The 13,813-nt window shown below is 68.0% G+C and carries 5 protein-coding genes and 1 pseudogene; 2 read left to right on the top strand and 4 right to left on the bottom strand.

From position 1 onward, the window contains the following. Positions 1–416, top strand: a 416-nt coding sequence (locus tag CIB93_RS02905; RefSeq protein WP_107470934.1) for an IS5 family transposase, incomplete at its 5' end; no start/stop codon positions are given. Here the strand turns inward: CIB93_RS02905 and CIB93_RS02900 are convergent. The 4 genes and pseudogenes from CIB93_RS02900 to CIB93_RS02885 form a co-directional block, all read right to left on the bottom strand. After that, positions 395–601 (bottom strand): annotated as a pseudogene (locus CIB93_RS02900) (transposase); the annotation flags it as partial. The gene CIB93_RS02905 and the pseudogene CIB93_RS02900 sit on opposite strands and share 22 nt — an antisense overlap. A 200-nt stretch (positions 602–801) precedes the next feature. Continuing rightward, a complete protein-coding gene (locus CIB93_RS37630; RefSeq protein WP_179499932.1) occupies positions 802–1,251 on the bottom strand; it encodes a hypothetical protein in 450 nt (149 codons plus the stop codon). Positions 1,252–1,352: 101 nt separating this feature from the next. After that, positions 1,353–7,925: an RHS repeat-associated core domain-containing protein gene (locus CIB93_RS02890; protein ID WP_096623688.1), complete on the bottom strand. Its 6,573-nt coding sequence runs from the start codon at positions 7,923–7,925 to the stop codon at positions 1,353–1,355. A 188-nt stretch (positions 7,926–8,113) separates the two neighbouring features. Further along, positions 8,114–11,776 carry a LamG domain-containing protein gene (locus CIB93_RS02885; protein WP_096623686.1) on the bottom strand — a complete coding sequence of 1,221 codons (3,663 nt, stop codon included), beginning with the start codon at positions 11,774–11,776 and terminating at the stop codon, positions 8,114–8,116. A gap of 473 nt (positions 11,777–12,249) precedes the next feature. Between CIB93_RS02885 and CIB93_RS02880 the strand changes: the two genes are divergently transcribed. Continuing rightward, on the top strand, positions 12,250–13,812 hold the full coding sequence (locus tag CIB93_RS02880; protein WP_096623684.1) for an ABC transporter substrate-binding protein: 1,563 nt from the start codon (positions 12,250–12,252) through the stop codon (positions 13,810–13,812). The last annotated feature ends 1 nt before the right edge of the window (position 13,813 follow it).

Genomic DNA, 13,813 nt, shown 5'->3' with positions numbered 1-13,813 from the left:
GCTCGAAGATCCACCTGATCACGGAACGATCAGGTCTGCCCATATCCATCGGCATCTCCGGGGCCAACCTGCACGACAGCCAGGCCCTGATCCCGCTCGTGAAGGGCATCCCGCCGATCCGCTCGCGCCGCGGCCGGCGACGGCGCAAGCCCGGCAAACTCCACGCCGACAAGGGCTACGACTACGCCCACCTGCGGCGATGGTTACGCGAGCGCGGCATCACCCACCGCATCGCCCGCAAGGGAGTCGAGTCCTCGCAACGGCTGGGCCGCCACCGCTGGACCGTGGAACGCACCATGTCCTGGCTCGCCGGATGCCGCCGCCTCCACCGCCCCTACGAACGCAAGGCCGACCACTTCCTCGCCTTCACCAGCATCGCCTGCACACTCATCTGCTATCGCCGACTCGCCAAATGAGATGGCTTATAAATGAGGCGGCGGAGGCGTATGAGGCTGCAGGCCAGTTCGAGCAGGCCCTGGTGGAGGCCGGCACGTCGGTCGTAGCGGGTGCGGAGGCGTTTGAACTGGTGCAGCCAGGCGAAGGCGCGTTCGACGACCCGGCGCACCTCGCCCGGTCCGGAGCCGTGGGCGGCGCCAGGCCGTGACCCCGGCGCAGCCCACGGTCTCAATGGAACGCGTCGGCCTCGAACAGGCTCAGGAAGCGCGCCTCCCGCTCTTCCAGCGCACCCGCTGGTTCTGCTCCAGCTCCTCTGGTTCGTCCTGGGCCTGATCCAGACCTCCGGCTACATCGAAAGGCGGCCGCCCCATACCGGGGCGGCCGCCTTCGCCGGTCTCAGGAGTGCTACTTCTCCCGGGAGAAACGCACCTCCAAGCCGCAGGGTACGTCGGGGTCGTTGGTGGCACAGAGGGTCTCCCCGTCGTCCAGGACGGCGAGGTCCATCATGCAGTCTTCTTGGCGCACGTCCTGGAATGAGAGGCCGATCCGGGAGCCCGACTTCGCCGTCTTCGACATATGGCTACCGTTCTCGTCATCGACGAAGAAGCCCCAGCTGCCGGCCGCTGTGCTACCGGGGCACCGGATGGCGGCGAGATTCTTCGAGTCGAGGCCGGAGGACGTGAACTTCCGGTCGATGGAGAAGGACAGCTGCTCGCCGTCCGGCCCCTTCCAGTCGCCGATGATGCGGTCTGCCGGGACCTTCACCGCGTCTTCGGTACTGCACGCGGCGAGCAGGAGAAGGGACAACAGGGCCACACCGGTCCTATGGACGGGATTCCGCAGTGCCTTGAACACTAATTCATCCTAGAGGTGAAAGTGGCGCCTGTGGGGTCGGGCTGACAGGCGGGCCCGACCCCACAGGCGCTCAGCTGATCAGTGGGCCGTGCGCGTAGGAACTATTCGAGCCATTCCGAATAGTTCACGCACTGACTAATCGGCCACTTCTCCTCCCAGGAGAAGTCCTGTGTCACGGCCGCACCGAAGGTGTCCTCGAACGCTGGATTCCATGACCTGGGGATGACATGGGTCGCGGATCGCCAGTCGGAGATATTCGTTGCCGTGAACTTCAGGGTGACTGTCTGCTCCTTCTTGTTGATCGACTTGATCTTCCCGGTAGCACTGTAACTGCCGAGGAACGCGTCCGCCTGGTTGTCCGTGCCGATACCACCGTTGGTCAACACGCCTGCGAGGTCGTTCGCCGCGCCACGCAGGGAGTTGAACTTGTACCAGGGGCTTCCTGGCTCAGGGCCCTTGTCCTGATAGGAGAACCTGACGGCTTCCTTCGCGTACGGCGCCTTCAGCCCCTTGTCCCGTGCCTGGCCCACCAAGGTGGACCGCCACTTGGACATGGTGTCGTCGCTCGCCAGGATCGCTGTGAACGCGTCGCCGCCCCGGAAGTCCTGGTGATCACGCAGCGGATAGCCGCCACCCCACAGCCAACCGAAGAACATCGAACGCGAAGTCTCCCACCGGTTGGCCGCCTTCGGGTCACTGACGATGCCCCAGCCGGGCGCCATGGCCAGCCACTCCTCCGTACTCCGGGCCGGCAGGTTGAACGGTGTGTCCCAGGATTTGGTGATGAGGTTGTAAGTGGCCCCAGGAGTCCATCCGTTGAACGGGTTGTACGTGGTTCCGTTGTTGCCGGTCGGAGCGGTGCCGCCACCACCGCCGCCACCGCCGCCACCACCGCCACCGCCACCGCCACCGCCACCGCCACCGCCGAACGAGCCGACGGCGGCGACCGCCGCGCCCACCGCACCGACCACGGCACCCACGACACCACCGATCGCAGCACCGATGAGTCCGAGGAGACCGCCGATCCCGTCCGACATGCCGGTCGGGTCGGAGTTGGTCACGGGGCTGTTTCCTGAGTAGGCATAGCCGTTCAGCGATTGCGGCTTGTCCGGTTCGAGGAGCGGGTCCACGCTGAGGAACCGACCCGTGACCGGGTCGTACTCCCGTGCGCCAAGGTGGGTGAGGCCGGTCTTGCGGTCCGCGGGCTTGCCGAGGAAGCCCTTGTCGTCCGGCCACGCGGTCGTCTCGGAACCGCGCGGTGCGCCGAACGGCTTCGTGTACCGCTTGGCGAAGACCAGCGTGTCGGCGGCGATCGCCAGGCTCGAAGTGCCGTGGTGGTCGCCCGCGAGGAAGGCCAGCTTCGTGCCGGGCTCACCGGCGGCGGATGTCCGGACGGCGATCGTCTGGCCGCCGGCCCGGTACGAACGCGCACCGGACAGGGCCTTGGTGGCCCCGTTGCCGCTCACCTTGAGCCGGACCTCGGTCACGCCCAGGTAGAGCACGCTCTCGCCGTCCGTGGTGGTGGCCCGGCGGATCAGCAGCTCCCCACTGGCGTCGTAGACGTAGCCGGTCTTGGCGGCCGGCTTGCTGCCCGCTGCGGGCTCTTCGACGCTGGCCAGCCTGCCTTCGACGTTCCAGCCCAGGGTCTGGGTGCCCTGGGTGCCGGGCCGGGACGTGGTGTTCCCGATCTCGTCGTAGGAGTAGGTCTCGGTCTTTGCTCCGCTCTGCGTCTTCGCGAGGGCGTGCGGCTGCCCGTTCGGCGTGCCGTAGGTGTATGTGGTGGAGGTGTCACCCGAGGTGCTGTGCTCGGTCTGCCCGGTGCGCAGCCCGGAGTCGTTGTAACGGTAGCTCGTCCAGTACGGCGCGGCGCCCCCGAGGTTGCCGGTGGTGCGGCCGGAAGCGGAGCAGTCGGCGGTCTTGGGAGTCCAGGCCTCGGCCAGGCGACGGTAGCCGTCATGGTCGAAGCACTGGTAGTCCGCCTTGCCGGCCCCGCCCAGGGTGGTGCCGTCGAAGACGGAGGTGACGTTGCCCGCGGCGTCCTGGGAGAACTTCAGCTCCTGGAGCATGAAGCCATGCACGTCGTCGGTGACGTAGGACCTGGTGAGACGGCGCGTGCCGGCCTCGTAGTCGTGGTTGACGTACAGCTTCTTGGCGTTCGTCGGGTCGGTGGCGAGCGTCATCTGACGCACGTCGCCGAGCGGCGAGTAGGTGACCCCCTGCAGATAGCCCGTGGTGCCCTTGGAGCTCTTGACCTGCCCGAGGCTGTCGTGGGTGTACGACACCGTCTCCGCGGGGAGTCCGGCCACCGCGGGCGCGGCCGCCTGCTTCACCGTGCCGTCCAGGTTGTACCCGGTGGAGAACGACAGGGTCCTGGGCACGCCAGCGGCCACCAGCGGATCGTCGGAGGGCATGATCAGCTGGTTGTTGGTGACCTTGTACAGGTTGTCGTAGCGGGTGACCTTCTGCGTGTAGGCCCTGCCGCCGACACCGCCCTCGTACCGCACGGCGGTGTCCTGCTGCCCCTTGGCGAGAGTATCGAACGTCCAGGCGGCGAGCTTGTTGGCGTCGGTCTTGGAGGTCTGCCACATCCCGGTCTTGCGGCCGAGTATGTCGTACGCGAAGAGCAGCTCTTCGCCACGACTGTCGGTGGACTTCACTGCCTGGTCGAGATCGTTGTGGACGGTCGTGGTTGTGCCCTTGTCCGGGTCGCTCACGGTCCGCTGCCGGCCGAACAGGTCGTAGGTGTAGGACCACTTGGACTTGTCCGGGGCCGTCACCGACTGCTGCCGGTCCGCGGCGTCGAAGGTGTAGGAGGTGGTCGTGAACTCGGTGCCGGTCGGCTTGGGCCCCGCGTAGTCGCGCCGCTCGACTGTCTGGCCGAGTGCGTTGGTGACCAGCGCGTTGGCCGAGCCGCCGGCCGGGGCGCCGGTGAGGACTGTGTCGCCCTGGTAGGTCACGTCGACCGACCATTTGGTCACGCCGAAACTCTTCGTGACCGTCTTGACCGTCCGGCCCATGCCGTCGTGGACCGTGTCCGTCTGCTTGGGCGCCTGACCACCGTCGATCTGCACGATCGACCCGGAAGGTGCCGCCGTGTTGTCCCAGATGTCGGCCTGGGCGGTCACGGCGAGGCCGCGGCCGTCGTACAGAGTCTGCGCGATGATCCGCCCACCCGCGGCCGACGGCGCCTGTATCTGGCGGGTACGCAGGAGTGAGTCGAAGATCTCGTAGGTGGTGTTGTAGCCGGAGCCGTCGCCCTTGAGCGTGGCGCTCGAAACCCAGGGCAGAGCCGAGGACTTGACGCTGTACTTGTAGACGTAGTTGGCGGACTTTCCGAGTACCCGGTAGCGGTTCGGCAGCCAGACGCTGGTGACGCGGCCAAGGCTGTCGTACTGGGACTCGGTGACCTTGCCGTTCGGATCCGTGACCTTCAGATCCACTCCCAGCGCGAAGTCCTTGATGGTGGTGCTCTTGTGGCCCTTGGCGTTGGCCACCGTCGTCGAGGTCAGCGGGCCCGCCGCCGCCGGGGTGTAGGTGGTGGTGGAGATGGTGGTCGAGTTGGTGTCCTTCATCACCGTCGGACGGCCGAGCACGTCGTACTCGGTGATGTTCGTCTGCTGCCAGTCGGGCTGGTTGTCTGCACCGTAGGACTTCACGCGTCCGGCCCAACGGGCTTCGCCCTTGGTGGGCTTCTGGTCGGCGGACCACGTCGTCGTGTCGAAGGCGGTGGCCTGATCGGACACCACATCGCCCGGACGCGAGGAGTCGCCAGGCAGATCCAGATCCGAGTCGGCGACGGAGCAGGCCTTCCCGACGACCCGGGTCCGGGACGTGAGCGCGGTCAAACCGATCGCGTCATTACGGGCGTACCAGGTACGCGTGCACTTCTCGTCGCCGGTGACGGAGTTGTCACCCCGGTCCTCGACCGAGGTGGGCATGCCGTAGTCGTCGTACGTGGTCTTCGTCGTACGGATGCGGTCGTACGCGGTGCCCTTGCTGGTCACGTTGGTACGGGCATGGGACTGGCCGACACGGACGTAGTACGCCTCGGTGTCCGCGTACGACTTGTGCTGTGTGGCCGTCCGCTTCGACCAGGGGTCGTTGACGGTGCCGGACACCTCGGTCGTGCCGTTGTAGGAGACCGTCTCGCGGTTGAAGCCGGCGTACTGGTCGGAGTCGGTGATCTCCGCGGCCTTGATGCCCGAGACCTTGACGCTCTTGCGCCGGTCCGGATCGGGGGTCTTGCCGTCGGAGCCCAGGACCCGGTCGCCGTTCATGCCGCGCAGGTACACCGTGACCGTCTTGGTCTGAGTCCCCTCGGGCGGTCCCGTGAGGTGGGTGACCTTGCCGAAACCGCGCCAGACGGACCAGGTGCGCCGCTTGGCGGGTGTCATCGGGTCGTCGTTGTAGTGCCAGGCGCCGCCACCGGAGTAGGTGTACGTGTGTTGCACCGCCTCGGAACCACCGTGCGGATCGGTGGTGCGCACCGAGCTGACCGGGTACTTCTGGAACCAGTCGAGGATCGGCTCCTTCTCGCCGTAGGGCGACCAGTACACCGGGTAGCAGCGCTTGGTGTTCGTGTCGACCTTGGGCATGGTCTGCCCGGCCACGCAGTCCGCCGCCATGTAGTCGACGATCGTCTGCGCGCCCGTCTCGGAGACGATCGTCTTCAGACGGGGGCGCTCGAACGACAGGATGTCGTCATTCGGGCTGTCGACCCGGTTGGGCAGGAAGACATGGTCGAACTTGACCGGGTCCAGAGAGAGATCGGTGCCCCGCTTGCCGGTGTGCTCGATCTCGTCCAGCCACAGCGACTGGTCGGTGGAGTCGCCGGTGTCACCCGGGTCGAGGTAGAGGTGCTTGAAGTTCCACGTGTCGACGGGCGAGAAGGCCGGGGACGACGCCGCGGCGTTCCAGGCGTAGGTGGAGACCGAGGTCAGACGCTTGCGGGTGAAGAACGACGGGCTGGTGTTGTACGTGCACTTGGCGCCGTCCTTGCACACGGCGTCGAAGGGTACGTCGGGCCAGTTGTCCCGGGTGTCCTCGGTGAGCGAGTCACAGCCCGTGCCGGTGGCCAGGCATCGCTCGGCGTAGGAGAGGACGACCTTGTTCGAAGCGGCCGGGGTGGCGCTGAAGAGGGCTCCGGCGCGCTGGCCGTAGCGGATCTCCTTCAGGTAGCCGCCGCGGGTGTACCCGGTGCCGGTGTTGTCGTCGCCGAGCTTGTCGTAGTTGTTGGTCTCGTCCTCGTACCAGTAGGTCATGGCGTTGTCGTGGGTGTCCTCGACATAGTCGAGGTTCCAGCGCCAGGCCTGCTTCTTGTCACGGCCCGAGAAGGAGCTGCCCGAGGAGTAGCCGGGCTCGCCCGCGTCGTCACCGAAGACGGGCACGGTCCACACCGACTTGGTGCGGACGCCGGCGGCCGCGCCATCGAGCTTGTTCAGGCCGAAGACGAACTTGGTGCCGTCGCCGGTGACGACGGTCCAGTACTCGCCGTTGTCGTCGCCGTTGTCCGCTCCGGTGGAGTGGGTGACCTTGGAGGCGTCGTCGTTCTTCAGCCGCCACTCACCGGTGGTGTCGTCCTTGACCAGCTCGGTGGCCTTGCCGTTGAGGACGAGTGAGGCGTTGTCGTACTTCCAGCACAGGTCGTACTTGTCGCTGTGGCCGTCGTCGGTGCACGAGCCGTATTTGCGCTCAACGTAGGACGACGTCAGGTCGAAGCCCTCACCGACCATGGTGCCCTGATTGTTGGTGGTGGCCGTACGGCCGTCCACGCTTCCCGAGTCGTACGAGATCGCCAGCTCGGGACCCACACCCGCGGCCGGAGCCGGCGGTTTGAGCGGGTACGACCAGGTGAAGGAGCCGGAGCTGCCGCCCGCCTCCCAGGTGGAGGAGGCGGCTAGCGGCGTCGCCTTGTAGTCGCCGCCACTGGACGCGGTTCCCGCTGCGACCGCCAGGGTCATGGTCTGCCCGGTAGTGGCCGACCTCGTGGCGGGTGCGGATTCGAAGGCCAGGTCCGTCGTGAGGGTTTGCGTGGACCGCTCGTTGGTGAACTCCATCGGGGTGGGCTTGCGGCACTTCGCCGACTTGGCGGACTTCGCGTCCCGCAGGGCACAGTCGGGCAGCCGCATCACTTGCAGTCGGCCCGCCCAGTCGCCGCCGTAGGCCGAGGCGAACTTCGAGTAGTCCAGGCCGAGTCGGGCCGAGCCGCCGTTCTTCGGGCCGCTCACCTTGAGGACGATGCCCTTGACGCCAAGTGCTCTGGCGTCCTTCTGGCCGAGGACGTCGACCGTCACGGACTCGGCGGCCCGGGTCTCCTTGGCGGGCTTCCCCTTCTCCGGGGGCGGAGCGGCCAGTGTGACGGGCAGTGAGCCAGGCGTCTTCTCGGCGGCCCCGCTCTTGGGCAGGGTCAAGCGGGCCGAACCCTCGGTCGGCCAGGTGGTCTTCTTCGCCTGGTCCTCGCGGGCGCGCTGGGCCGCCTTGCGGTCAGCGGCCGCGGCCTCCTTCATGGTGTTCGCGGTTTCGCTGTCCGCCTTGGCCTTGAAAGGAGAGACCTGCTGCGCGCGCGCCGCCGACAGCTTCGGCTTACCCAGGGGGTCGTCAGCGGCGGTCGCGCTCATGGGCGCCAGCAGGCCGGGGAGCATGGCGAGGCCGACGGCCAGCGAAACGCGACGCATCCAGGGAGAGAAGGAAGGTGGCGATGACGGTGAGCGGCCCGGCACATGCCGGGCCGAACGTATGTGTCTCACGAATGCCCTTGTCTGAGCTGTATGAGCTGTATCGGAGTGTGGCCGGTCAGGGCCGGGCGGTCATGCCCGGCCCTGACCGGTGGCCGCCGTGTGTCAGCGGCGGATGTGACGGATCGTCAGAGCGTGCCGTTGCCCAGGATCTGCGACCGGATCTGGTCGGCGCTCATCGCACCGGTCCACACCCGCAGTTCCTCCAGGGCGCCCGGCAGATGGTGCCCGGTAGCGCCGCTCGCGCTCCCTCGGCCCGCGGAGACCACGCCAGTACCCTGCTGGGCGGCCGAGAACCCGGACGCATCCTCGGCAGGCTGGTCGAACTCGCCTACGAACAGGTGAAGTTTGCCGTACCGCGTCTCGGTCTTGGCTGAGTCCGCGGGGTCGGTCCACTCCCAGGACTCACCGGCGTCGAAGACACCCGTGACCTGCACCCAGGTGTCGGTCTCGGCGATGTCGCCGCCCGGTGCCTCGGCGCTCTGCGTGACCTTGCCGTCGGCGCCGACCGCGGTCCGGGTGAATTTCCACTGGTAGACGCCCTCGGCGGCCTTCACTACCCACAGTGCCCACGAGGACTCCCCGGCGGAGGCCTGCTGCCCGGCCACCTGGCCCTGGTAGCCCACGGGTTTGGCCGCGAGCTTGGCGGAGTCCAGCTGGACCCGGGCGGAGACGGTGAATGAGCCGCTCTCGTCGGTCACCGGACCGGCCGCCGAGGCGTACCCTGCCGTGCCGTCGAGGACCAGCGCGCTGTTCTCCTCGTCCAGTACCGCGCCCTCGGCCGAGAGCTTCAGGCCCGGCACGGGGTACGAGGAGAGTTCCCTGACCGCGGTGCCGGTCGAGGCCGTGGCGTCCCAGTGCGCGACCAGTTCGTTGGCCGCGACTCCGTTCTCCAGGAGCTGCGCCTGCTGGATGATCTCGTCACCGGTCAACGCGCGCTGCCAGACCGCCACCTCATCGAGGCGACCGCGGAAGTGTTCCCCGTACGTCCCCTTGACCAGCGATCGGCCGAACTGCAGGCCGCCGGAGGAGACCCATGGCGTGTACGCGGTCGACAGCGAGTTCAGCACCACTGGCTGGCCCTGCGGGCGGCCGTTGACGAACAGCTGGATGGTGTCGTTGGTCTTGTCGGTGTCGCCCTTGGTGTCGAACACGCCGGCCAGATGCGTCCACACCTTCAGCGGCGGGGCACCGGTGTCGGACAGCGATCTCAGATAGACCGGGTTGTCCTTGGTGTCCGTGGCCGTGCGGTTGAAGACCCACTTCTTGTAGTAGGCCGAGTAGTAGAGCGTGAAAGCCGAGCCGTGCGTGCCCGGCGCCGCGAGGACCACCCGGGTCTGCGACGTATCCGTCAGATAGGCCCAGGCCGAGAAGGTGAACGAGTCCTTGGTGTTCACCGCCGCGGACGCGGTCGCCGCATGGCCGTCGCGGGCGCTCTCGGCACTGCCGTCGTTGAGCCACAGCGAGTAGTCGGCGTCGCCGCGGCGCGCCAGCGTGGACCAGCCGGCATGGGTGGTCCGCAGAGTGGCGTCGTGGCGAGTGCCCTCAGTGGCGGTGTCCTTGGCCACGGTCACACCGGAGTTGGGTGCGCCGTCGTCGAAGTGCCAACGGCCTACCGCACCGGCGGCCGGGGACACCTTGAAGGTGAACTCGGACGGCGATCCCCAGCGGTTGCGTACGTCCTTGGCCTCCACCGACAGCACCTGCGTGCCGGCGAGTGAGGGCGTGATGTCGGGAACGGTGACCGTGGAGCCCGTCACCGTCCTGGTGTCCTTCGCGGACGTGGTCAGCAGCCGCCAGCGGTAGCCGGTGATGTCGGTGTCCGCGGCATTGGGCTTGAAGGTGAAGCGGCCCGGCATGCCGGGGCCGCCCCGGCCTTCGCACAGGTTGGTGGTGCACTCGGTGTACGGGGAGCCGGCGCTGATCTGCGGCGCCTTGGGTGCCGTCGAGTCGATCTTGAGGTAGCACCATGGCGAGTACGACGACCACAGGTCACCGGACTTCCCGCCGTAGGACCAGTGCGACTGGGTACGCGCCCTAAGCCGGTACAGGCCGCCGTCGGCGCGGTTGGTGGTGCGCATCTTCTCCAGGGTGCCGTCCGGGTCCCAGCCGCTGCTGGGCCGGTAGCCGGACCAGACCTGGTGCCAGTCGGCGTCGTCGCCGCGCTGGATGACGAACTCGGCCTGCAGCGAGCCCTCCGCGTCGCCCATGTTGTGCTCGACCTTCGTCTGCACCCGCGCCTGGACCATCGGGTCCTTGCGCGTGACGATCAGCGGGTCGGACGACGACTTCTTGCAGTACGCGGTGGTCCCGTCGCCCGGGATCACACCGACATCAGTGGGCACGCCCGGTTTGAAGGCGTAGTCGACCTTGAGCTCGGCGTTGTCGTCGAACCGCTTCCAGGCCGCCGGGTCGGACTCGTCCTTGGCACGGAGCATCAGCGTCAGCCGGGAGATCTTGCCGTCGGCGAACTTGCGCACCGTGGGGGTGAGGTTCTCGTCGGGCTCGTCCGGGTTGTCGTTGAACTCGATCCACTTGTCCGGCTGACCCGGGCTGCACTGGCTGCCACGGCCCGCCGACACATGGCGGTCACCCATCTGGTCCAGCTGGGTCGGCCCGGGCCACCGGGTGCCCTCGGAGATGTTGTTGGTGCGCTCCAGGTCGACCCACTTGGCGCTGCAGCTGAACGACCAGGTCTCGTACGCGCGGAAGGTGGCGTCGAGCACGTGCTTGCCCGACAGCTTCGACGGCGAGAACTCGAAGTACATGCGGTTGGTGTAGTTGTTACCGCAGTAGTAGGGGCCGGAGACACTGCAGCGCCCGACTCCGTAGTCACCGTTGAACTGCCAGAACTTGTCACCATCGGAGGACAGCACGGTTCGTTCGGACGCGCCCAGACCGACCGACGGGTCGATGTACACGGGGTACACGGTGTCCTTGCCGCGCAGCAGGTCCAGGTCGGGCCGGACCGCGATGGCGTCGTCCTCGATCTGGACCGGCATGACGGCGCTCGTGTCGCCGGGGCCGGGCTGGGTGCTCTCCTCCACCGGGTCGGACGGCGCGTCCGGGGCCGGTTCGGTGGCGTCCGAGACCAGCTGCGTCCGCGGCCCCGCATCGCCTGCGGAGTCCCACATCTGCCCGGCGGGGCCCTTGAACACGGTGTTGCCGTCGTCGTCGACGGCCCGCAGCCCTCCACCGGCGCCAGGCACGATCCGCAGCTCCGAGCCGGAGGCGGCCAGCTTCACCTGGTCGAGTGCCGGATCGGCGGCCGCCTCGGCGGACTTGACCACGAGCACTTCGCGGTAGCCCTCGGCCGTGGCGGTGAGCTCCAGGTCCACGCCCTTGAGGACGTCCGGGTAGATCGCCTTCGGTCCGTCGAGCCGGGGCTCGGGCAACGTGCCCGGCCAGTCGAGCCGCAGTGAGCCCTGCTCACTGCCCAGGCGAATGAGTCCGTCGCCGTCGCCGCCTCCGGAGAAGGACAGGTCGACCACAGCCGCCTTCGGCCCGACGGACCCGTCGGAGCGGCGCTCCAGCGTGGCATCGACGTCGCGCCAGGAGCCGTCAACGCCCTTCGCCCGCTGCGGGACCGCGGACTGGACCAGCGTGTACGTTCCGTCGGGGTTCGCGGTGGTCGTCGAGTACTCGGTCCGCTCCGCAGTCACCTCGACCGGATCACCGGAGGCGGCCGCGCGCTGCGCGGCGGTCAGATGACCGACCTCCGTGGCGTCCTCGGCGACAGCTGCTTGCGCGGGGGTCGGTGCGCTGACCTCAAAGGCGGGCAGCCCGGCCATCAGCGCTGCCGCGGTGATTCCGGAGAATGCCCTGACACGCCCCCGCGGTCTTCGTCCTCTGCCCCCATCAGACCTGCCCCACCAGCGCTTTTGCATGCTCCCCCACCCCAGCTCCACTCGATGTTCAGATTTGCGCTGCAAGTGAATACAGCCGCGGTTCCGGTGTCAACCATGATCGTGATCACACTGTGGACGACCGCAACCGGCGAGAGCTGCTCGCGTCAGCAGAGTTGCACCGGCCCCAACGGCATGCGGAGTGGCCGACCGACAGCGGAATCGGCACATCGCGGCGCCGAGCCCCTCGGCGATGCCGTGAAGAACTCCCCCGCCCGCGCCCGATCACTGACGTGAGGCACCCACGACACGACGTTGACAATCATTTTCATTTACAGGATGCTGGCGAAGCCCCGCACCCGCCGCCCCGTCCTGCGGCCGGAACCCGGGGCCCACGCCACGTGATTCCTGGGAGCAGCATGTCGACATTCCGTAACCGCCGAGAATTCCTCGCCCTGGCCGGCGCGGCCGGTACAGCCGGGGCCCTGGCCCTCACCGGCTGCGGGGCCGGCTCCGGCTCCGGTGGCGGCTCGGTGGACGGCAAGGCGGAGCCCAGGCGCGGCGGGCAGCTGCGGGCACTGTTCACCGGAGGCGGCGAACAGGAGACGATCGACCCGCACGCCGAGGCCCTGGCCATCGACATGGCGCGCACGAAGGCGCTGTTCGACCGGCTCGTGGAGCTGGACGGGAACATGGCGCCGGTGCCGAGGCTGGCCGAGAAGTGGGAGGCCGACGCCGACGCGACGGTGTGGCGCTTCACCCTGCGGGACGCCACGTTCCACGACGGGAAGAAGCTCACTCCCGAGGACGTCCTGTTCAGCTTCGACCGCATCCTCGACCCCAAGGCGACCAACCACTTCGCGCAGGGCCTGCTGTCGGTCATCGACCTGAAGAAGAGCCGGGGCATCGGCAGGAACACCGTCGAACTCCAGCTGGTCCGGCCGAACGCCGAACTGCCCTCCATGCTCGCCACGTTGGGCACGTCGATCGTCAGCACCCGTTACTCCGACCCCGCCGAGCCGGTCGGCACCGGCGCCTTCCGCCTGAAGTCCTTCGAGGCCGGCCGCTCCTTCGTCGCCGAGCGCTTCGACGACCACTGGGACGGCGGGGCCTACGTGGACGAGCTGCGGATCCTGTCCGCCGAGGCCGACGCGCGCGGCAACGCCCTGCGCGCCGGCGAGGCGGAGTACGGCTACGAGATGACGCCGACCTTCGCCCGTACCGCACAGGCCGACAAGTCTGTCCGGATCGTCGCCGCCAAGGGCAGTACCGCCCATGCCATCGTCATGAAGTGCGACCAGGAGCCGTTCACCGACCCGGACGTGACGCTGGCCTTCAAGCTGCTCGCCGACCGGGAGAAGCTGGTCGAAGTCGTCCTGGCGGGCCAGGGTGTGGTCGGCAACGACATGTTCGGCAAGGGCTACCAGTACTACCCGCAGGACGTTCCGCAGCGGAAGCGCGATGTCGAGGAAGCCCGTGCACTGCTGAAGAAGGCCGGCGTGCTCAACAAGCCGCTGTCCATCTACACCTCCTCCGTCGCCAGCGGTTTCGTGGAGGCGGCGACCCTCTTCGCCGAGCAGGCCGCCGACGCCGGACTGCGGGTGAAGGTCACGCGCGGTTCGTCGGAGACGTACTTCAGGGACCAGCTCACCAAGGGCGTGATGGGCAGCCACCGCTCGGGCGCCATGACCGTCCCCACCTACATCAACGACCGCCTGCTGACGAAGTCCGCCTTCAACGCCTCCGGCTGGCGCCGCAAGGACTTCGACGCGACCTTCGCCAAGGCCCGGTCCACGACGGACGAGGCCGAGCGAACAGAGCTGTACGGAAAGCTCCAGCGGACCGTCCACGACGAGGGCGGTCTGCTGGTCTGGGGTCACCCGGACTGGCTGAACGCCGTCTCCTCCCGGGTGCGGGGCGTCGAGGACGCCCCTCCCAACACCCTGGACTCCGCCCGCTTCGACAAGGTGTGGCTGGCCTGAG

The sequence above is a fragment of the Streptomyces sp. WZ.A104 genome (assembly GCF_002382885.1).
Taxonomy (GTDB): domain Bacteria; phylum Actinomycetota; class Actinomycetes; order Streptomycetales; family Streptomycetaceae; genus Streptomyces.
This window is presented reverse-complemented; position numbering and strand designations above follow the sequence as displayed.

Coding starts and splice junctions, on each gene's coding strand:
- CIB93_RS02880 (WP_096623684.1), top strand. CDS start 12,250: ATGTCGACATTCCGTAACCGCCGAGAATTCCTCGCCCTGGCCGGCGCG.
- CIB93_RS02885 (WP_096623686.1), bottom strand. CDS start 11,776: ATGGCCGGGCTGCCCGCCTTTGAGGTCAGCGCACCGACCCCCGCGCAA.
- CIB93_RS02890 (WP_096623688.1), bottom strand. CDS start 7,925: ATGCGTCGCGTTTCGCTGGCCGTCGGCCTCGCCATGCTCCCCGGCCTG.